The 21,327-nt window shown below is 38.8% G+C and carries 17 protein-coding genes; 8 read left to right on the top strand and 9 right to left on the bottom strand.

From position 1 onward, the window contains the following. Positions 1-84 precede the first annotated feature (84 nt). Both GQR47_RS11705 and GQR47_RS11710 read left to right on the top strand, forming a co-directional pair. Positions 85-2,241: a TonB-dependent receptor gene (locus tag GQR47_RS11705; protein WP_024598260.1), complete on the top strand. Its 2,157-nt coding sequence runs from the start codon at positions 85-87 to the stop codon at positions 2,239-2,241. Positions 2,242-2,452: 211 nt separating this feature from the next. Beyond that, positions 2,453-3,415, top strand: a complete 963-nt coding sequence (locus tag GQR47_RS11710) for a TDT family transporter (protein WP_024598259.1) — start codon at positions 2,453-2,455, stop codon at positions 3,413-3,415. A gap of 2 nt (positions 3,416-3,417) precedes the next feature. On the opposite strand, the gene GQR47_RS11715 is transcribed toward GQR47_RS11710, so the two are convergent. After that, the gene (locus GQR47_RS11715) at positions 3,418-3,609 is read right to left on the bottom strand and encodes a DUF2986 domain-containing protein (RefSeq protein WP_024597023.1); all 192 of its coding nucleotides are present in this window, start codon (positions 3,607-3,609) and stop codon (positions 3,418-3,420) included. A 249-nt stretch (positions 3,610-3,858) separates the two neighbouring features. Between GQR47_RS11715 and GQR47_RS11720 the strand changes: the two genes are divergently transcribed. After that, positions 3,859-5,346 carry a dipeptidase gene (locus GQR47_RS11720; RefSeq protein ID WP_024597024.1) on the top strand — a complete coding sequence of 496 codons (1,488 nt, stop codon included), beginning with the start codon at positions 3,859-3,861 and terminating at the stop codon, positions 5,344-5,346. 70 nt (positions 5,347-5,416) lie between these two features. On the opposite strand, the gene GQR47_RS11725 is transcribed toward GQR47_RS11720, so the two are convergent. Both GQR47_RS11725 and GQR47_RS11730 read right to left on the bottom strand, forming a co-directional pair. Further along, positions 5,417-6,202 (bottom strand): putative porin, encoded by a 786-nt coding sequence (locus GQR47_RS11725; RefSeq protein ID WP_024597025.1) that lies wholly within the window; start codon positions 6,200-6,202, stop codon positions 5,417-5,419. 114 nt (positions 6,203-6,316) lie between these two features. Continuing rightward, positions 6,317-7,084 carry an EAL domain-containing protein gene (locus GQR47_RS11730; RefSeq protein WP_024598258.1) on the bottom strand — a complete coding sequence of 256 codons (768 nt, stop codon included), beginning with the start codon at positions 7,082-7,084 and terminating at the stop codon, positions 6,317-6,319. A gap of 217 nt (positions 7,085-7,301) precedes the next feature. Here GQR47_RS11730 and GQR47_RS11735 point away from each other — a divergent pair, with 217 nt between their 5' ends. Continuing rightward, entirely contained in the window at positions 7,302-7,484 is a 183-nt protein-coding gene (locus GQR47_RS11735) for a 2TM domain-containing protein (protein ID WP_002958152.1), read from the top strand. Positions 7,485-7,560: 76 nt separating this feature from the next. Here the strand turns inward: GQR47_RS11735 and GQR47_RS11740 are convergent, their stop codons facing one another. The 6 genes from GQR47_RS11740 to GQR47_RS11765 form a co-directional block, all read right to left on the bottom strand. Then, positions 7,561-7,998, bottom strand: a complete 438-nt coding sequence (locus GQR47_RS11740) for an OsmC family protein (protein ID WP_024593544.1) — start codon at positions 7,996-7,998, stop codon at positions 7,561-7,563. 124 nt (positions 7,999-8,122) lie between these two features. After that, complete coding sequence (locus tag GQR47_RS11745; protein WP_002958154.1) at positions 8,123-8,263, bottom strand: DUF2256 domain-containing protein; 141 nt, start codon at positions 8,261-8,263, stop codon at positions 8,123-8,125. A gap of 2 nt (positions 8,264-8,265) precedes the next feature. Next, on the bottom strand, positions 8,266-9,795 hold the full coding sequence (locus GQR47_RS11750; protein ID WP_024597026.1) for a deoxyribodipyrimidine photo-lyase: 1,530 nt from the start codon (positions 9,793-9,795) through the stop codon (positions 8,266-8,268). Positions 9,796-10,240: 445 nt separating this feature from the next. Continuing rightward, complete coding sequence (locus tag GQR47_RS11755; RefSeq protein WP_002958156.1) at positions 10,241-11,233, bottom strand: carbohydrate kinase; 993 nt, start codon at positions 11,231-11,233, stop codon at positions 10,241-10,243. A 63-nt stretch (positions 11,234-11,296) separates the two neighbouring features. Next, entirely contained in the window at positions 11,297-13,885 is a 2,589-nt protein-coding gene (locus tag GQR47_RS11760) for a TonB-dependent receptor (RefSeq protein ID WP_024597027.1), read from the bottom strand. Between the two features lie 234 nt (positions 13,886-14,119). Further along, the gene (locus tag GQR47_RS11765) at positions 14,120-15,337 is read right to left on the bottom strand and encodes an ROK family transcriptional regulator (RefSeq protein WP_310736023.1); all 1,218 of its coding nucleotides are present in this window, start codon (positions 15,335-15,337) and stop codon (positions 14,120-14,122) included. A 226-nt stretch (positions 15,338-15,563) separates the two neighbouring features. On the opposite strand from GQR47_RS11765, the gene fucP reads away from it, so the two are divergent. From fucP to GQR47_RS11785, 4 genes are all read left to right on the top strand, one after another. Then, positions 15,564-16,871 (top strand): L-fucose:H+ symporter permease, encoded by a 1,308-nt coding sequence (fucP, locus tag GQR47_RS11770; RefSeq protein WP_029753314.1) that lies wholly within the window; start codon positions 15,564-15,566, stop codon positions 16,869-16,871. 131 nt (positions 16,872-17,002) lie between these two features. Next, the gene (locus GQR47_RS11775; RefSeq protein WP_024597030.1) at positions 17,003-17,611 is read left to right on the top strand and encodes a flavin reductase family protein; all 609 of its coding nucleotides are present in this window, start codon (positions 17,003-17,005) and stop codon (positions 17,609-17,611) included. A 43-nt stretch (positions 17,612-17,654) separates the two neighbouring features. Beyond that, a complete protein-coding gene (locus tag GQR47_RS11780; RefSeq protein WP_024597031.1) occupies positions 17,655-19,586 on the top strand; it encodes a S9 family peptidase in 1,932 nt (643 codons plus the stop codon). Positions 19,587-19,662: 76 nt separating this feature from the next. Continuing rightward, positions 19,663-21,318: a YHYH protein gene (locus GQR47_RS11785; protein WP_024597032.1), complete on the top strand. Its 1,656-nt coding sequence runs from the start codon at positions 19,663-19,665 to the stop codon at positions 21,316-21,318. Positions 21,319-21,327: the final 9 nt, after the last annotated feature.

The raw sequence follows: 21,327 nt of genomic DNA on the forward strand, positions 1-21,327 counted from the left end.
GATAAAGTGCGACAATATGTCGCGCTTTTGCTTTTGCAGTTCACACTATAATTACGCCAATTATTACAGTGGCATAAATTAACAATGGTTTATAAAAGCAAAACTCAAAAAACTTACTTACTTTCCCCTGTCGCACTTTTTATTAGCGGTGTGCTATCTACTTTTGCATTTGCCGACGATACGTCTTTAGAAGTAATTGAAGTACACGGACATGCTCAAAATAAGCACTTAGCACTTGGTTCGTCAGAATCGTTATTAAGTGATTTAGGTGTCGACTTTTCAGCTGCGGGCGGCGTATCTAACCTACCTATTTTAAATGGTTTAATGGGCGACAGAGTTAAAGTGTTAATTGATGGCGCAGATGTAACCGCTGCATGCGCTAATCATATGAACCCGCCACTTTCGTATATCTCGGCTAATCAAATTACGTCTTATAATGTGGTTGCAGGCGTGTCGCCAGTGAGTGCGGGCGGCGATAATATTGCTGGCGTAATAAGCGTTAATTCTATTTCACCACAGTATAGCGATAGCAATGAATTAGGTTGGCACTCAGGTTATGTGTCAGCAAAGTACAGTAGTGTTGATAACGGACGTAAGCTTGGCGTAGGTGCACGTTTAGCAAGTGACAAGTTTAGTCTTAATTACCAGGGGTCGTTTAGTGATGCAGGTAGTTATGAAGACGGTAACGGCGATGTAGTGTTAGATACATTGTATCGAGCACAAAATCATAGTTTAACCGCAGCTATGCGCGATGATAAACAGCAATTAGTTATAAAGCTAACGCATCAAAAAATCCCATATCAGGGATTTGCAAATCAGTATATGGATATGACCGATAACACCAGCTACGGTGCAATAGCTCAATACAAACGCTCCTTTGAAAACAGCGAGCTTGAAGGGCAAGTCAACTGGCATAGCGTAAAGCACGAAATGGGTTTTTTCAGTGAAGAAAAAACAGGCATGATGCCAATGAAAACTGATGCACAAGATATAAGTTCGCAGTTAAAATGGCGTATTGCGCTAGATAAAAACAGCAGTATTTTACTCGGCCAAGAATATTACAATTACAGCGTTGATGATTGGTGGCCAGGTATTGAAGGCTCAACCATGATGGGACCAAACGATTACGTAAATATAAATAATGGCAAACGAGAGCGCATAGCAGCATTTGCTGAATATGAGAACCCAATAAATACAAAACTGTGGTTAAACGCAGGCGTACGTATTGAAAGTATTAATACCCAAGTAGGTGAGGTTCAGCCTTACAACGACGGTATGAGCATGATGGATATGGACGATATGAGCAGTATGGATACTATGACCATGAGCGATACGTCTACAGATAATACAGTTGCTGCACAGAACTTTAATGCTGGCGACAGAGATAAAACCGACACTATAGTTGATGCTAACTTATTAATTAACTACCAAATAACAAATTATGATGAGCTGCAATTTGGTCTTGCCCGTAAAAACCGCGCGCCTAATTTATACGAGCGATACAGCTGGGGCGTAAGTAATATGGCAACCACCATGATTGGTTGGTATGGCGATGGTAATGGCTATATTGGTAACCCTGATTTAGACGTTGAAACAGCGCATACTTTAAGTGCTACTTATATTAAATCGGCTAAAGATGACCGTTGGCGATTAAGCACCAATGTTTGGTATACCGATGTGAATGATTATATTGATGCTGATATTGTAAGAAGCTTCAATAGTTATGACTTGGACAACACTGCGCGTAACATTTTGCAGTTTACTAATGTAGATGCCATTTTATATGGTGCTAAAATAGATTTAACAGCCAATATTTATGAATCTAAGGATTTAGGTAACTGGCAGTTACACGCTAATGTTACTAATACGAGAGGCAAGCGCGACGATACTAACCAGCCGCTTTATCAAATTAAACCACTGCAAACCCAGCTAGGTATTAGCCAGCAAATAGGTCGGTTTGAAAACGCATTATCTTGGCAGTGGGTAGATACTAAAAGCCGTGTAAATAATAATCGTTTTGAAAACCAAACAGACAGCTACAGCTTGGTTAATTTAAGCTCAAAAGCCACATGGGATTCATTAACGCTAAGCGCAGAAGTGAGTAACGTGTTTGATGAGTACTACCAACTCCCACTAGGCGGCGTAAGTATTGCAGCACTTAAACAAGATAGCAGCAACGGGTTTGAACAACTTGCTGGGCAGGGGCGTTCATTTAATGTAAGCATTAGTTACGCGTTTTAACTAAATTAAATTTTAAAATAAAGTAAAAGCCATAACTGTGTTATGGCTTTTTTCATACGCTTTAATATGTAAGCCGTAAACTTATTTTTATGAAATATTTGTACGCAAAAAGCGTTCTATTAAGCACGCTTGTACTAATTTTACAGCGTTATTTTAAGGCAATGCAGTAAAAAGCAGTAACTTGTTCATCACCCAATGATTAGGAAATACAGTGTTTAAGCAATTTAAAAATAAAGTGATGGGTGCGCCAACAGCTATGGCCGGTTTAGCTTTGGGTATTGCCAGTATGGGGGGGACATGGGAAAACGTTTTTAATTTAAACTCCCAAGGGCAATTTTTGGGAGCGGTATTAGCTGGCGTATTAGTTTTACTTTTGGCTGCTAAGTTTTTACTACACCCTCATTTATTAAAAGCCGATTTAGCACACCCAGTTGCAGGAAGTGTGATCCCTACATTTGCAATGGCTAATCTTGTTATTTCAAACTCAATTGGGCAATTTAACCCATTGGCTGGTGATATTATGTGGGTTTTAGCTTTTGTGCTGCATCTCACATTTTTGGTGAGCTTTTTATACCAGCGAGCAAAAAAGTTTAACTTTGAGGATATGGCGCCCAGCTGGTTTGTGCCACCAGTAGGGATAATTATTGCAGATGTTACTTTTTCGGGAAATCCGACATTAGCGTGGTTAGCTTATAGTGCGCTGGTTATTGGTATATCAACGTACGCGATAATGCTGCCAATTATGTTTTATCGTTTTTTATTAGCCTTAAAAAGTGACTACGAAATACAGCCAACACTTGCCATTTTAGCTGCGCCTGCCAGTTTAACATTAGCGGGGTATTTTCATATTGTAGCTAATCCATCACTTGTTATAGTGGGGGCATTATTTATATTAGCGATAATAAAAACACTGATTGTTTATGTGTTATTTATAAAGTTATTAAGCAGACCTTTTACGCCGAGCTACGCTGCTTTTACATTTCCAATGGTTATTGGGGCAACTGCATTATTTAAAATGGCTGATTGGATGCAAAGTATAAACCTCGCAATGCCATATGTAGATACAGTTAATTACTTAGCCACGTTTGAACTTATAGTTGCCACGACAGTGGTATGTTATGTAAGTGGTCGCTACTTTTGCCACTTTAAATTATCAAAGCAACAGGTAACATAAAGCTACTCTTGGGTTGCCTGTGGCTCATTACTTTCTTGTTCAGCTAGTTTTTCGCGCTCAGCTTTTGATACATAAGACGGTTTGTTGCTTTTATGCAATTTAGCGTTAGTGCGTTTATCTTTTTTTTGAAATTTAGTGACGATTTTTTTACGACGGTTCACAATTAAATACCCTGTTAATTTTAAGTCGCGCATTATACAGTCATCCTCATAAAAGCTGCTATATAAATATTTAACATGAACTCTGGGCAAGAGATTTACTTGGCCTATTGCAAGTAAGTTCAACGCAGTTAGCGCTGAAAATAGCTGCTTGAGATAGATTTATTATCCAGAGTTCCGGTTATTTACCTTAAGTTACCTGTGTGTTTGGCGTAAAGAGCTATAAGTAGGCACTTCATAGCGTTATAATTACCGCTCTTAGTTATTAATTAAATGGGAATTGTTTTGAAAAAGTTAGCTTTAGCCAGTATTGCTTTATTTGCATTTGGCGCTCATGCGCAGTTAAATAAAAATATTGATAGCGTTGCCGATTACGCAGTAAATACCTACCAAAATGCTCAAATACACACACTAACTAACTTAGTGGCTTTTCCGACGGTTAATAAAAGCGACATTAGCACTCCTCAAAATCCCGATTTTATTGGCTTTAAAGCACTTTTAAAAATGAAAGCCGCAGAGCTTGGTTTTGACTACCAAGATTTAGGCTACACCGTATTAATTGGTATGGGCGAGCAAAGCGAAAAAGTAACGGTAGTAACCCACGGCGACGTGCAACCTGCTAATGCAAGCAAATGGAAACAAAGCCCTTTTATTATTGATACATCTGAACCGGGTAAATTAGTTGGTCGTGGTACTGAGGACGACAAAGGTGCAATAGCAACAGCGCTTTACGCCATGAAAGCAATTAAAGATAAAGGCATAGAGCTTGATAACCGCATAGAGCTGATGATTTACCTAGCTGAGGAATCTGACTGGGGCCCATTGACCGAGTTCATGAAAACTTACGATCAACCAAAGTATGCCGTAACCATTGATGCATCATACCCTGTAGTGGTTGCCGAGAAAGGCTGGAGCTTAATTGCACCTACTTTTAATGCAACATCACCACAAACGGGTTTATATGTAAAGGATGTAACTGGTGGTGCGTTTAGAAGTCAAATTCCAGAAGATGCCAGCTTAGTGCTTCACAATGCAGACGCGGCACTTATTAATACATTAAAAGCAAAAGCTAAAACATTAAATAAAGTTGAATTTAACTTTAGTGAAAAAAGTAATGGCTTAGCAATAAGCGTTAAAGGTATGTCGGCGCATTCATCTGAGCCGGAGTCGGGTATAAATGCTATTGCTTATTTAGCTGAGTTATTTAAAGGTGTGGAGCTTGAAAATAACAGTGACGGCGAGCTAATCGACTTTGTGAATCAGTTAATTGGTTTAGACATTCACGGTAAACAATTTGGCGAAATAGCTTACAAGCACGACTTTATGGGCCCAATGACAGTGGCACCAACCGTTATTGAGCGCGATGGTAATGCGCTAACACTTGCTGTAAATGCACGTCGTCCAATGGGTAAAGATGAAGCTGTATTACAAAAGCAAATTGATGATGCACTCGCTAATTGGCAAGCTACTAACAATGTAACACTTGCTAACATAGAAACAATTATTGGCACACCTATGCTACTTGATGGCGCGCCACATGCGCAAAAGCTGCTTGATATTTTCAAGCATTTTACGGGCGACGAAAAAGCTGACTTTGTATCAATAGGTGGTGGCACTAACGCAAAGCTGTTTGATAATGCGGTATCGTTTGGCCCTTCAATGCCGGGTAAGCGCTACACAGGTCACTCAGAGCATGAATTTATGACACTTGAGCAACTTGAACTGAATTTACGTATGTACACAGCAATGATGATAGAGCTTGGTAATATGTAGTTATAGTTGTTTAGTAAAAGCCGCCTTGGTTAACTGAGCAGACCCAGCAAGGCGGCTTTTTTTGTGTTTATTAAAACTGGGCTACAAAGCTAAGGTTGTATACATCGTAGTTATCATTATCAGTGTAATTAGCTGTGAAGTAGTAGCTATCATTAATAAAGTACTTACCTTCAATAACTAAATCAGAGTCGTTTGAGCCAATACCGACTGCAACATGTTTATTGAAGTAATAGTTTGCGAGCACATTAAAAACTGAGTCGTCGCCAACATCTAGATAGTCAACATTTACAGCAAAATAGCTGTCATCATAAAGATGGGCAAAGTAACGTGATGATAGGTCCCACGACTCTGTTTCATCATCTGTTTCAACAGTAAAACCAATGTAGTCGGTGTCGTTAATTTCATGATTATACTGAGCTTTAAACAAATAAACTGTATCGCTATATTCATAATCTAACATACGTACAGATACTTTTAGTGAATCAGCAAATAAGTAACCTAAACCTAGTGAATAGTTGTCGGCATCACCAATATTAGGTAGTTCAAAAGTTGCAAAAGCATTGCCGTAAAAACCTTCTCCAAAAATACCTTTTCCACTATAACCATCTGAATTAAAATAATTTAAGCCTATATTGCTATCTGTATCTAAGTAGCCAAAATCATCCCACACACCTGAATTTTGCTGCTTCTCAAAGTAATAGTGAGTTGATAACCCGTACACATCATCGTTGTAATAATCAGAATCAATTTTTGCGTAGTTTATAGAGTTAAACCATTGTTTTGATTCTGACTGCTCAGCGTTTACAGACGCTGTGCAGCTAAGTGTGAGTAAAGTGAGTGGCATTAAAAAGCGCATAAGTATCCCTTCTTATAATTGAGTAAACTTGTTACTAAAATGGGTATTATATTAATGCAGTTTTATAAGGAAATTAAATAATTGTAATAAAGTGTTTGCATATTGTAGGTTTTCCTAATTAAAAACGTAGGTTACCTCAGGCAAGTTTTCGAAGCTTGGTTTGGCAAATAAATACCCTTGCATAAGCTCAACACCTGCGTTTTTTAGCCACTTATATTCTTCTACTGTTTCAATTCCTTCAGCCAGTGCGGTAATGTTTAAGTCGCGAAACATATTTAAGCAATGAGTTACTATTAATTGGCGTTTTTTATCGTTGTTAATATTGCGTATGAGCGCCATATCAAGCTTGATAATATCTGTTTGAAAGTCAGCCAGTAGATTTAAACCAGAATAACCTGCACCAAAGTCATCGGTAGCCGTTTTAAATCCGAGAGACTGGTAGTAATCAACAACGCGTTTAATGTGTGCGGTGTCTTCTATTTTTTCTACTTCAGTAAATTCAAACATAATATTTTGAATAGGAAAGTTATACTTTTTTGCAGCTTCTAGTGTGGTGCGTATACATCGTTCTGGTTTATAAATAGCATTAGGTAAAAAATTAATACTTAGCATTGATGTTATGCCCAGCTTTGCGGCTAGTTGAATGGCTTTAATACGGCAAAGCTGATCAAATGCATAGCGGTTGTCTTCATTCACTTTTGAAATAATTGAATAAGCAGACTCGCCATTTAAACCTCTAACCAATGCTTCATAGCCATAAATTAGGCGAGTTTTACAGTTTATAATCGGTTGAAAAGCCATAGAAAAATCAAATTCAAGATCGTTGGCGTCAGCACAATTACTACATGTCACTTTTTCACAATCTTTTGATTTTTCGATCACTTAGTTCACCCTCTGATGTTTATTTTTAAAGTTAGTTGAGGGTAGATCCTAACACAAATAGATTAAAGTATTAGTTTATATTTTTTTTAACATAATAAGTGATTGTTTATATGTGAGTAATATGATGACTAATGTCATGCTATTTAATGACATTTGGCAGGGGTTTACATTTCGTTTTTATATAAAAATAGATTTATACATTATCAGGAGGATAAACATGAATACATCAACAACAATATTTCAAAGTTTTAAACAGTATGCAGTTGCTTTAGTGTTTTTAGGATTAATTAATTTAATTACATCACCAAACACCTTATGGGTGATTTGGCCCGCGCTTGGCATGGGGATCGCTTTATTATCTGAAGTCTTAGGTATAAGCAGCTCTAAAAAGGTATCTTGATGATTAGTAAGCCAAGTAATAATTTACTTGGCTTTAATTTAATGTGCTTTATTTACAGTAATCTAAACCTAAATATTTAAAATGCTGATTGAAGTGTCGCATCTAGTGATATTTCGGTATTTAAGAGTTTTGAAATAGGGCAGCTCTTTTTGGTTTGCTCACATAAAGCTTGAAACTGCTCGTTTTGAATATCATCAATACGCGCTTTTACCTCAAGGGCAATATGCGTCACCGAAAAACCATCATCTACTTCATCAAGGCTTACAGTGGCTTTAGTATCAATTTTATCTGCGGTAAAGCCTGCATCACCTAATGCAAGTGAAAGCGCCATACTAAAACATGCACTGTGCGCTGCACCTACTAATTCTTCAGGGTTTGAGCCCGCCTCATCTTCAAAGCGGGTATTAAAACCATAAGGTTGTTTATTAAGCGCGCCACTTTGAGTTGATATGCTACCTTTGCCTGTTTTAATGTCGCCAGACCATGTTGAACTTGCCGTTTTTTTAATCGTCATCATCTTCTCCTTGCTAGAGTGTAAGCTTTTCAGGTTATCTAAGCGTTATTTACAAAATAAACTTATATAAAGCCTTAAAAGCACTAATTACTGATGATGTTGCAAAATAGGCGCCAGTTAATTGTTACCCCTGTTTATTTCGCTTACAGCGCTCTGAACAGTAAATAACGTTATCCCAGTCGCGCTGCCATTTTTTACGCCACGTAAAAGGTTTATTACAAATAGGGCATATTTTTTGAGGTAAGTTTAGTTTTTTGTGCGCCATGCTTACTTAGCCTTACTGTTATTTTTAGTATCCGTTTTACTTTTTGTTCGAGTAACTTTTTGAGTACCCCCAACGTGCTTTTTAAGAATTTTCCCTATGGCACCTTTAACATCGGCTCGCTCACGGTATTGCCATAAGCGTTCGCGTGCTTCTTTTGAGGCCGCTGTTAAATCAAGCATGGGTTCAGGGTAATCCTCCCCTAACTTAAAGTCGTTAAAGAGTGCTTCCATTGGAGTTTGCTCCCAAGGCTGATGTAAATATTCAATAGGGAGTTTTTCAAGCTCGGGGCACCACTTTTTAATAAACGAACCTGTTGGATCTTGATCTTCTGATTGCTTAATTGGGTTGTAGTGCCTAATGGTATTAATACCTGTGACCGAGGCTTGCATTTGAATTTGCGGATAATGAATCCCTGGCTCAAAATCTAAAAAGTAATTAGCGAGCGGAAAGCTTGCTTGCTGCCAACTTATATTTAAATGATGGGTTACAAAGCTTACAAGCATGGCGCGCATTCTAAAGTTTATATAACCGGTGGCTTTTAAGCAGCGCATGCAAGCGTCAATAATGGGAATACCTGTTTGACCTTGCGCCCAGCGTTCAATATCGTTTTTAACATGTTCATCATCGCGATACGGAAATACGTGATAACCCGAATTAAGGGCTAAAAATTCCATAGAGCATTCGCTTTCAAACTTTTGCATAAAGTGGCAGTGCCAATGCAAGCGCGATACAAACGCAGCAAGCGGGCGCTTCCAGCCTCTTTTATCGGGGTGCTTTGAGTGATATTCATCAATTGCCATTTGATACACTTGCCTAAGGCTAATGTTCCCCCACGCTAAATAAGGCGAAAGCCGAGAGCAATGGGTTTGGCTTAAACTTGGGCTCGATATTCCTTTTTGATAACCTTTACCGCGCTCGGTAAAAAAGCTCTGCATTACTTGGCGTGCATGCAACGGGCCGCCTTGTTGAAAGCTGTCGTGATCTTGCGTGTAAGCGCTTGGCAGCTCAGGTGCTTGGTAGTTATTGAGGGTAATTGTTTTTATACTCTTCCAATTAGGAACAGCAATAGGTGCTTGCATTGTTTGCTGCCAGCGTTCATTCCAGTTATTACGATTTTTTTTGCCGCGAATAACCGCGCCTGTTTGCGACTCTTGCCAATTAATGTGGTTATGCTGGCACCATACTTTTATTGCCTTATCGCGCTCAAAGGTGTTGTTTAAGCCTATTTCTTGATGGCTAAAAATATTAACTATTTCAAACTGCGTCTTTATCGACTCAAGTAAATCGTTCATATTTAAATTAAATATATAAACACAGGCGTTAAAACGCGCTAGCTGATTATTTAACTCAACTATCGATTGATACACAAAGCGCCAGTGCCGCTCATTGTAGTGTGCATCTTCGAGCAGTAATGGCTCAAAGTTATAAAATAACAGGGTCGGTAAGCCATTACTAAATGCATTTTTTAATGGTTGATGATCGCTAAGACGTAAATCACGTTTAAACCACACGATGTTTATTTTTTCTTTCATACTGGCAATATTAAAACCGTGGCATTATAAATAATAGGACAAAACCAATACGTATTAAATGTAAAAGAAGACTAGTGTAAAAACGATTTTGATATAGGCAACTCATGTTAAGGTGATACTAAAATGAGTCGCCAATAAAAGAAGTATTATAAATAGGGAGAATTACCGTGATACTTAAGCAATTTTGGCACTTGCAGTCATGTGAGAGTACACCTATTAAAGCTTCACCAATTGCAACTACTTCCATTATCTTTTCCTAAAACTTGCGAGGGTATCGCTTTGTATGACGATACCCTCAGTTAGGGTAAAATTAAAAACGCTTACCAATAGTAAAGCTAAAGACACGAGATATGACAACGCGCGCATTAAATATAATTGATTGATCTGCTACCGTTTCACCTGAGTGAAACTTCCCTCTGATAAGTTTCCTGAGTTATTTAGGTTTTTAACATCGACACGAAGATTTAAGGGTACTCGCCGAGATATCATGGAATGTAGGTAGGGCATCAAAGGCTCCAAACGTTGCTACTGTTTTGGCTCCGCACTTAGTAGCAAAGTCGATAGCCTTTGAAACGTTAGTAAAGTTACTTGCCCAGTCAGTAAATTCTGTTTTATTACTCACTAGCGAAGATATTTGATATAAAAAACCACCTACAAACGCATCGCCTGCAGCTGTGGTATCCACAACATATGCCTGAGGGCAAGGATAAGTACCACTAAATGAGCTAGATGAAAAAGTAATAGGCTCGCCACCATCGGTCATTAAAACTAAAGCTACGCCACTATCTACCCAACTTCTAATGGTGGTATCAATATGCTCTATTCCATAAAGCGAGATCAGCTCATCTTTACTCGCTTTAATAACATCAACTGTTTTAGCAACATCCTCAATAACAGATTTAGCTGTGAGTGGTTCATCCCAGAAGGCTGAACGAAAGTTAATGTCAAAGCATGTAACCGAGCCTGATTCTTTAAAGTGTTTTAGCGCATGTAAGGTTGTATTTAATACTAAAGGTTTTGCAAAAGAGCCTGAACAAAAACTCACAATTTTAGGTGTTGAAAATAAAGAGGGCTCTAAATCGGTTATTTGTAAATCGTAATGTGCAGCATCTTTATCGTAAAATTCAAATGTACGTTCACCGTTTTCATCCAACGATACGAACGCGAGTGCCGTCTTCCCTTTTTTTGAAAAGCCAACATAAGATGTGTTTACATTATACATTTTGAGTGCATTTATTAAAAAGCGACCAAATTTATCATTGCCTACTTTACCAAGCAAATAACTTGAACCACCAAGCTTTGCTACGGCTACAGCAACATTAGCGGGTGCGCCTCCGGCAAACTGTGTGAAGTCTAGTTCGCTATTTGATGCCTTATTGTGCATGCAGTCATGTGAGAGTATATCTATTAAAGCTTCACCAATTGCAACTACTTCCATTATATTTTCCTAAAAATTGCGAGGGTATCGCTTTGCATGACGATACCCTAGATTAGAGTAAAATTAAAAACGCTTACCAATAGTAAGGCTAAAGGTACGAGGTAAGACAACGCGCGCATTAAATGTAGTTGCTTGACCTGCTACCGTTTCACCTGCGCGAGGATCCCCCTCTGATAAGCCTTCTGAGTTATTTAGGTTTTTAACATCGGCACGAAGGTAATAACCGTCTTCGTTTTCAAGGGATAAACCAAGGTTTAACATGCCATACATAGGCAGTTCTGCTGTGTTGGCGTCGTCGGCATAACGTTTACCGCTCCAAGAGTAGCTACCATGAATAGCTGCCATACCCCACGAAAAATCTTCAAACTGATAGCTACTAGTTAATTGGCCAAAGTGCTTAGGCACACGTACAGGTAAGTTGCCGTTTATATCAATAGAGGCAGAGCTTCCATTAGCATCCAAGTATTGCGCCGCTGGTGTGTTTACAAATTCGGGTGATTGGTACGTTGCAGATACACCAATGCGCCAGTCTTGGGTGATTTGCAGGTTAAATTCGGCTTCTACACCTAAGGTTTCTGTGTTTCTAAAGGCTTGACGTTGCACTACTTGACCATTTTCAACAGTAGGTACATTAAAGAATAAATCATCCGCAGCGGCGAAATAACCGGTTACAAATGCTGCGACATCACCTTCGTTATATTTAATGCCCACCTCGGCCATTACCGTTGAAGCTGGTTGTGTTTCGCGTCTCTCAGAGTTATTAAATTGATTAATTTCCTCTTGACTAGTTAGGTTGGTAATCGCCATGTATTTATCTACATCAGGCATACGAAAACCATCTGCATATCGAGTGAATACCGCTAAGTCGTCGTTAAATTTGTAGTTAGCTGCAATTGTCCATGCCATTTCGTTGTATTCAACATCAAAGTTTCGGTAAGTCCCATCACCAAAGGGCAGGGTAATATTCCCATTGACGGTATCAGTATCGCTGGCAAAACTGTCAATTGTGTAATTAGCTTGGTTTTGCGCTTCCCCATCTGCTTTGAGGGTTTCGTACCTTAGGCCCAGATTAAACGACACATCTTCAAGCTCGTATTCAAAGTCAGCAAAGGGCGCAAGGGTATTTTCACTATAAACAATATCGGCAAAACCATGTGATCCAGCCTGAATACCTTTGTAAGTACCGCTGGCAATGTCAAGACCTTGTGCATCTGTAAATACAACATCTAAGCGCTGCGGCAGGGGCTCTACTGATTGCAGTGTATTAATTCGATAGTCGGTAACATGGCCATTAATATTAGAGAAGAATAAGCCAAAATTAGCATAAAGAGTCCCTTCGCCTACATCATCAAAGGTGTAGTTGAATCTGGTTTCGTTTTGAAAGTTATCGCCTTCAAAACGTCTATGCCAAAAGCCTGCGTTTATTCCGTATCCATTGGTGTTGTAGGTATTTACGTTGCTTGAATCAGCCAATACAAAGCCGTTTCCTGCATCGCGTATATCGTAACTTAGGTTACCATCAACCATGGCACCTGCAAGGACATCAGTATTTGCAGCATATATAGCTTGTGCTTTACTAGCTAACGATTCGGCGTTACCTACGTTAATGATGCCGGTAAAGGTTGTTAGCATATCGGTATAACGCATTTGATTTGAAAAGACTAAGTTTTCGTTGATTTCAATTTCGGTTGTATTGCCAAAGTAGGTCACATTAGCGTAGTTACCATCTGCAATATCCAAATCAATGTCGCCGCTTGGGGTGTTATTAAGAGTTAATAAACGCGCACCTGCTGAGTTACCGGTGGTGCCATCTCTGATATCCATCCCGCCTGGGATTGTTTTAGCATTGGTGGTTGAGCCTATTAATGGCTGAGGAATAAAAAAGAATGATCTATCGTTTTGTTTATTAAACTCAAAGCGGGTAAAGCCGCTGCCATCTTTAAAAAAGTGCTTAATATTGCCATTAAGCTCACCACCTTGGTTAGCTGTATACCCCGGATCGCGTGCGGAGTCATCCTTGCGATACCAAGCGCCAACAGCATAGGTTGTCTGATCGTCTATTGATCCGCTAACCCAACCTTGTCCACCTAGGCGGTTGTTGCTGTTGGTTTCAAAAAACACATCACCTTGGGTATCATCGGAGCCTTCACGAGAAATAAAATTAATAAACCCAGCTGGCGCGCTACCAACAAAAATTGACGAGGCACCACCACGAATAGCTTCAACGCTGCCAACAAAATTAGACAAACGGGTAAAGCGATCATTTTGAGTAAATAAAATATCTTGATTATAAAACACGGTCATACCATCACGAAGTAGTGCTGTAAACTCTGTTTGCGTTGATAACGGAAAGCCTCGTGGGGCTACGTTGTTACCGGTTTCTCCACCGGTGTCTTCGGCATGAAAACCAGGAATACTTCGCACTAATTCAGCAACACTGTGCGGAGCCAATTGCTCTAACTTTGCTTCGTTAAAGGTAGTTATTGCATTAGTTGATTCGATTTTCTCTTTTGGCCGAGATGTTCCCGTTACAATGATGCGCTCAAACCCTAAATCACTTTTTGCTTCTTGTTGCTCTTGTGACAAGACGCTAGGGGATATGGATAGACCTACAGCGACTGCAATTAGAGTCATTTTTGCTGATACTTTCATTTTTCTGTTCTCTCTTTGTTGTGTGTGTATACAAATTTGCGGTTTTATTAATCAAACATGTCAGTGTTATCAAATTTGTAAATAGAATGTAGAGAACTTAAAATAATAAATCAACTATTATTACTTATTATTTTTTGTACAGCTTTTTGATTGTTTAAGTGAATTTTTTACCTCTGATAAAAAATAAATAAGCAGCCAACGTTACCGATGGCTGCTTTTTAACTTTAAAGTATATTAGTGGTGTGAAAGGCTTGCGTGATCTTGAGAAAAGTTGATAAGTAACGGAAGGTTAGCGCAGCCTACTGATTGAGCCTTGGCGCCAATAGAGCCACTTTGTACTTCACAGCGATTAATACCGCGATGATCAGCCTGGCTCAATTTTAACTTTGTTGCCAAAACTATTTTTTCTCTGACATTGATAGGAATGGCGCCATCAATGACAATTGCCTCAAAATCAAAAATAGCTAAAGAACACAATGCCGCGTAGGCGAGGCCATCTGCAACTTGGTCTATCCACTTATCGAGTACGGGGCCTAAGTCTCCCCAATACTCTTTTGAACTCCATAGTATGTCAGTATTGTAGCCATCACCTTTGAGCATTTTTTCGAGAATATACAGTGATGATTGCATAATAAGTTGTTGGGAGGTTAGTTGTCCTTCTCTATTAAGCATAGGCCTAGGTAATGAACCTATAGCGCCGGCATTACCTTTTTTACCAGTAAATAAGGTTTCGTTTATAACAACTCCACCACCAATAAAAGTACCAATAAAAATATATAAAAAATCGCTAAAACGAGCAGGATTACCAAAGCTTAATTCAGCTGAACAAGCCGCAGTATCATCATTACATACATACACGGGAAGGTGTACAATTTGATTTATTTTTTCTTTAAAATCAAAAGACTTCCATTCATTCAATACTGTTTTTGGAGCGCCGGCTTCTTCTGTCCAGTTCCAAATTTCGTAAGGGGTTGCAACACCCACACCTAAGATACGCTTGGCTAATTCGTCACTTAAGCTCATTTTAAGTACGCTGATCCCTTTCTCTAAAAAGGTTAGCAAGCTCTGTACTGTGGGGTAAGCGCAGTTTTCGTGCAAAGTTGCGCGTATATTTCCTACTAAGTCAATCAAGGTTAAATCAAAACTGCGACGACCTACTTTTAAGCCAATTCCAAATGCACCATCTGGATTTAACGCAAATGGGATGGTTGGTTGGCCAACCTTACCACGCTGAGGGTCTTTCCGTATTAATAACGATTCGGCTTCTAAACTATTGATAATTACTGTGACGGCCTGTGCTGAAAGCCCTGTTTTTTGTGCAATTTCAGCTTTTGGAGCACTACCGTGTTGGCGAATTAATGACATAATTCGGCGTTCATTATGAGCACGCAGGCCAGATTGGCTTCGGCCTTCTTGTAAAGAGAGTCGAGGGTTTTTAGATTTGATAATTATTCCTACCTAGTTGTTATTATCTTGAATAACCTGATTAATTGTACACCGAGTGTGTGTAATTGGCGACTATATTAGCTTTATTGCCGGGTTCATTTCTTATTATTAAATTTACGACAGAGTATAAATAAGTCACAGGAGGTCAATAAATAACTATAGTTGATTTATTGACGGAATGATATTTAACTGGTTAAATGCTTTACTTAACATTAACAACTGAGACACGGCAATGACCACACACACACACACACAAACACCTCTTGTCTCCAAGGAGATGGTGGTTCCCTTTATTTTACTTGTTCTGTGCTTTGCTGCATGGGGAGCTGCGGCAAACATGACTGATCCGCTAGTAAAAGTGTTTAGTAAAATTTTTACTATGTCGTCAGTGCAGTCTGCATTGGTACAATTTAGCTACTATGGAGCTTACTTTTGCCTAGCTATTCCGGCGGCATATATCAATAAACGCTTTTCGTATAAAACAGGTGTGTTAACCGGTTTAGGGATGGCTGCAATCGGAGCATTTTTGTTTTATCCCGCCAGCCAAGCAATGACTTATGGTTTTTTTTTAGTGGCTTTGTTTGTGTTAGCTGGAGGCTTATCTATTTTAGAGACATCAGCAAACCCTTATGTAATGGGAATGGGCACCCAACAAGGTGCAACTCGCAGGTTGAATTTGGCGCAATCATTTAACCCTGTCGGTACTAACATTGGTGTTTTTTTAGCCGCCACCCTTATTTTACCAAAGCTCAATACCGCAACCTCTGGTGAGCGCACAAATATGAATAGTGAGCAATTAACTAGCATTATAAGCGCAGAACTTGATGCAGTTATGGTGCCTTATGTTGGTATGGCTTGTGTGTTGGTTTTTATTTGGTTGGCAATTGCGTTTACTAAAACACCTAATTTTTGTAAGCAAAAAAAAGTCTCTAAGCATGTAGAATTTAGTGCAACGTTTAAGCGCTTGTTTAAAAATACCCATTACCGCTTTGGTGTTATCGCCCAGTTTTTTAATGTTGCGGCGCAAACTTGTGTATGGACATTTACCATCCAGTACGTAATGGAGGCACTCGATACAAATGAAGTTACTGGGGGAAGTATTTTACAATACAGTATGATCACCTTTTTAGTTTCTCGATTTGTAATGACCTGGCTTATGGGATTTATTCGTCCTGCCAAACTGTTAATGGCAACCTCTATTATTGCAATGCTGCTGTGTTTTTATATGGTGAAAATGCCAAATATAAGTGGCGTATGGGCGCTGGTAAGTATATCGGCTTGCTTGTCGTTAATGTTTCCAACTATTTACGCGATTTCACTACATGGGTTAGGCGATGATGCAAAACTAGGTGCTGCTGGTTTAGTAATGGCTATTTTAGGTGGAGCGATAGTTCCTGTATTCCAAGCTGTGTTTATTGATACATACAGTGTCGCGTTTTCTTATGTTGTGCCTGCGGGGTGTTTTATTATTGTTGCAGCTTATGCTGCATTTGATTTAAAAACAAAAGTCAGAGTATTCAATAATGTAGCGCCTTGCTAAATGGATTGAAAACCGAGCCTGAAGGCTCGGTTTTACTTTTTAACTTTTCTCATTTGTAAATCTTCTTTAACCCCAACCTTCATCGGATTAAGATATTAGGCATGTTGATATTCTTATTTAGTTGAAAAAATATGTTTTTAGATCTCACCGAAAATACCAACCAAAATGTTTACTCTTACTTAGTAGGCGGTATCAGCCCAAGGCCTATCGCATGGATAAGTACATTAAATAGCGAAGGTAGTGCAAATATTGCGCCTTATTCATTTTTTACTGTGGCTAGTTGCAAGCCAGCTGTTTTAAGTGTTACGCAAGTAAACCCTAGTGATAAAACGAATAAAGATACGCTTAGTAATCTAATGGCAACTAAAGAATGTGTGGTTAATATTGTCAGCCAAGAGCTAGTTGAAAAAATGAACCAAAGTTGTGCAAATTATCCTAGTGATATAAGCGAGTTTGATGCAGCTAACATTGCCCAAGCTCCAAGTAAGTTAGTTAACGCGCCAAGCGTTGCCGATTCAAAAGTACGGTTTGAATGTAAGTTACGCGAAGTTATTAGTATTTCAAATGAGCCTGGCGGTGGAAAAATGATGTTGCTGGATGTAGTGGGTATTTGTATAGACGATGAAGTGATGAGTGGTGGCTATATTGACCCTGAATTATTAAATGCAGTGGGCAAAATGGGCGGCGATTACTTTAGTACAACCAAAGATAAGTTTTTGCTTAAAAGGCCACAGTTGTGAAATAATCGTTTACCTAGGAATATAATAATAAAAGGATTTACGAATGTTTAAGTACATTTTCACTTTGTTAATTGCTTTGCAAAGTTTTGGCTCTTTTGCCACACAAGATAAAAAACTACCTATAGAGGTTTTTGCAGGCTTAAAAGATTTTAGCCAAGTGAAGCTATCTCCCAATGGTAAGAACCTCGCTTTTATAAGAAACCATCAAGGGACTTTAATCTTAATGGTTAAAAACTTGGAGACGGGGGTTACAACACCAATTATAAACTCAAATAACCATACAGTGTTTTTTGATTGGTATAACTGGGCAAATGATGACGTACTGTTACTTGGTGCTCGCTATATAAAATATCAGTTTGGCGGAGTTAAATATACATCAACGCTTATGTATGCGTATAACTTTAAAAATGATAAAGGTCTTAAATTAGCTTTTAAAGCCAACACAGTAAGAGATGAAATCCAGCCACAATATTCAGACCGAATTGTTAGTTTTTTACCTGAAAAAGAAAATAAAATTTTAGTTCAAGGGGATTTTAAAATAGCAAATACCCCAGCAGTTTATGAGTTAGATTTAACCACATTACGTAAGACACAAATACAAAGACCACGCAGTAATGTAGTTACTTGGTTTGCCGACAGGCAAGGTAAAGTTCGTATTGCAAAAAAAATGGACGATACGCAATTTACTTACGATTATTTTGATGAGAATAAACAGTCGTGGGAAACTTTATTTGATTATGAGGTTTTTAGTAAGCAAAGTATTTCTATATTAGGGTTTGATAAAGACTCTAATTTTTTATACATCACTGCGTTACATGAAGGGCGCGATGCATTATTTAAACTCAATTTAACGACTAAAGCTCGCGAGCTAATTTACAGTAATAGTAAATATGATTTTGATGGGTCTATTTTTTATTCACAACAAACTGGCGAAGTTGCAGGCTTTACTGATTCACATTTAGATGATGGTATTAAATATTGGGATAAAGACTTAGATAAATTACATCGTTCTTTGCGCGTATCACTCCCTAAAGATGAATATAAATTAGACATTGTAAGTACCAGTAAAGATCAGCAAAAATATATACTCTATATCAGCTCAGACAAAACGTCTGGTAGTTATTTATTTGGGGATAGAGTAAAAAAGCAGGTGAGTGCAATTGCTGATGTTTATCCGCAAATAGATGCCTCTGTATACAGAGGCAAAAAGCGCATTAGCTACAAGGCAAGAGATGGCTTGAAAATAGAAGGCTATCTAACTCTACCAGTAGAATATAAAGAAGGTGATAAGTTACCAACAATTATATTTCCACATGGCGGCCCCATGGCAAGGGATTATGCTAATTTTGATTACTGGACAGCTTTATTAGCCTATAACGGATATGCTGTTTTACAGCCTAATTTCCGTGGTTCGAGTGGCTATGGGCACGACTTTTTAATGCAGTCAATTCAAGGTTTTGGTTTGGCTATGCAAGATGACTTGCAAGACGGTGCAAACTGGTTAATTGACCAAGGAATAGCACAAGCAGATAGCATTTGTATTGGTGGTGCTAGCTATGGTGGCTATGCAGCGTTAATGGCTGTAATTAAGCACCCAGAAACGTTTAAATGTGCAGCTAGTTTTGCTGGGGTAAGTGATTTACAGTATTTAGTGAGTAAAGCACGACACTTTACAAACAAAAATATCGTTAGAAAGCAGTTTGGAACTGATGATGATTTACTAGAAGCTAATTCTCCAGTGAATTTTGCTAAAAAAATAACAAGACCAATATTGCTTGTACATGGAACTGACGACAGTGTAGTACCTGTTTATCATAGTAGAGAAATGCAGGATGAACTTGATGATGAAGCAAAAGATGTTACTTATATTGAGCTTGAGGATGGCGATCATTACTTATCTTATCAAGAACACAGAGTTAAAACTCTTCAGGCATTTTTAGACTTTTTTGATAAACATTTGAAAAAAAATAAATAACCAGACTCCAGTTAAATAGCAAAAAGACAACTTAGGTTGTCTTTTTTTGATCACAATTTTCCTTTGTTTGTGCACATTGTTTGCACTTTTACTTGTTAACTTTGTTTTATTAAACGTTAAAGTAAAGGTTCAAGCATTGAAAACACTTCTTAAAACAAAAGCTGCTAATGCAACTAAGTTATTTGCGTTAAGTGCGCTTTGTATCGCTTTAAGCGCATGCAATAGCGATTCAACAAGTACTGCAACAGACGGCGATACAGTCAGTAATAGTGTTCCAACGGTTGACGCTGGTATTGACCAAACTGTTAATGCGGGCGATACCGTTTATTTAAGTTCAATGGTTGAAGATGACGGTGAAGTATCGGTTAGTTGGTCACAAACATCAGGCACTACCGTTAGTTTATCTTCAAGTACTGCAACGTCTACAGAGTTTGTTGCACCTGAAGTTTTAACCGATGAAGCACTTGTATTTGAAATTAGTGCAGATGATGGCACAAACGATGTCGTTGTAGATACAGTTATAGTTAATGTTATTGCTTCATCAGACTCAGATACAGTTGATAATAGTGCAAAACTTACCAGCTGGTTAATTAACAACGATACAACTTCTACATACATACAAAATAATGGTGCAGTGGTTGAAGATGTTCAATCAGTTGAGGTTGTTAGCGTTACTGAGGAAGATGCTGACGTTGAATACATGTATGTGCAAACTACTGACATTCCTAAATATGATGTAACGCTTACACAAGACCAAGTAGACGCGTTAAATAACCGCCCGCGTGCAGCTACCGATTTTTATAACGGTGTAACTTCTGCAGCAGTAGGGCAAACCATTTCCTTTGGTGAAGATATTGGCTATAACAGCAGCACTGAAAACTGTGATGACACAGGCGGTGCAGGTTATTGGCCTCCAGGACCGGGTTGCCCAACAGAACAAGCGGTTGAAGCGTATTTTCCGCTAACACCTACCGATTTATCTGACGCTGAAACTTGCGAAACAGGTTTAGGTACAGTTGGCTTAATGGTTAATGGCACCAGTATATTTAACTGGGGCGATGGTATGAGCTACGGAAATAATATTTGGTATACATTAGCGCCCATTGCTGAGCAATATGATGTTGATGTGTGTGGCGGACATGCTGCTAACGGTGAATATCATCACCATTTTTATACTAGTTGCTTAGCTGATTTACTCGAAGATGATGGCGATGCGCATTCACCTATCTATGGGTTTGCAGCTGATGGCTATCCGCTTTATGGTCCTTATGAAAGTAACGGACAACTAGCATTAAGTGGCTGGGAAATGCGAGATTACGGTGCACCTACAAGTGAAGGGGGTTGTGGTACTGAGGGTGAGCGAAGCTGTACCTTAGTTGATCAATACGATGTTAGCCAAGGTACACAAACAAGTGATGCAGGTCCTGCTATAGGTGCACAAGTAACGACGCTCTCTGGTAATACATTGAATGCCGACGATGGTTATTACTTTGAAGATTATTACTACGCGCAAAAAACAGTAACCGGTGCTCAATTAGATGAGCATAACGGCCACGATACTAATGATGGTAAGGGTTATCACTACCATATAACACTAACGTTAGACAGTGATGGTAAATTACAGCCTTCTTTTCCTTATCAAATAGGGCCTCGTTTTAAAGGTCAATTAGCCGCTAATTCAATTGGTCGCTGTGATACTGGCGAAACAATGGGTCCACCACCGGGAATGTAAGGAGTAACT

It is taken from the genome of Pseudoalteromonas sp. Z1A2 (genome assembly GCF_011378755.1).
In the GTDB taxonomy this organism is placed as follows: Bacteria; Pseudomonadota; Gammaproteobacteria; order Enterobacterales; family Alteromonadaceae; genus Pseudoalteromonas; species Pseudoalteromonas distincta.

What these genes read in the sequence shown, in the direction of transcription:
- GQR47_RS11760 (WP_024597027.1), bottom strand. Translation starts at nt 13,885, where the DNA reads ATGAAAGTATCAGCAAAAATGACTCTAATTGCAGTCGCTGTAGGTCTA.
- fucP (WP_029753314.1), top strand. Translation starts at nt 15,564, where the DNA reads ATGACCACACACACACACACACAAACACCTCTTGTCTCCAAGGAGATG.
- GQR47_RS11780 (WP_024597031.1), top strand. Translation starts at nt 17,655, where the DNA reads ATGTTTAAGTACATTTTCACTTTGTTAATTGCTTTGCAAAGTTTTGGC.
- GQR47_RS11755 (WP_002958156.1), bottom strand. Translation starts at nt 11,233, where the DNA reads ATGGAAGTAGTTGCAATTGGTGAAGCTTTAATAGATATACTCTCACAT.
- GQR47_RS11750 (WP_024597026.1), bottom strand. Translation starts at nt 9,795, where the DNA reads ATGAAAGAAAAAATAAACATCGTGTGGTTTAAACGTGATTTACGTCTT.
- GQR47_RS11715 (WP_024597023.1), bottom strand. Translation starts at nt 3,609, where the DNA reads ATGCGCGACTTAAAATTAACAGGGTATTTAATTGTGAACCGTCGTAAA.
- GQR47_RS11705 (WP_024598260.1), top strand. Translation starts at nt 85, where the DNA reads ATGGTTTATAAAAGCAAAACTCAAAAAACTTACTTACTTTCCCCTGTC.
- GQR47_RS11725 (WP_024597025.1), bottom strand. Translation starts at nt 6,202, where the DNA reads ATGCGCTTTTTAATGCCACTCACTTTACTCACACTTAGCTGCACAGCG.
- GQR47_RS11745 (WP_002958154.1), bottom strand. Translation starts at nt 8,263, where the DNA reads ATGGCGCACAAAAAACTAAACTTACCTCAAAAAATATGCCCTATTTGT.
- GQR47_RS11735 (WP_002958152.1), top strand. Translation starts at nt 7,302, where the DNA reads ATGAATACATCAACAACAATATTTCAAAGTTTTAAACAGTATGCAGTT.
- GQR47_RS11740 (WP_024593544.1), bottom strand. Translation starts at nt 7,998, where the DNA reads ATGACGATTAAAAAAACGGCAAGTTCAACATGGTCTGGCGACATTAAA.
- GQR47_RS11775 (WP_024597030.1), top strand. Translation starts at nt 17,003, where the DNA reads ATGTTTTTAGATCTCACCGAAAATACCAACCAAAATGTTTACTCTTAC.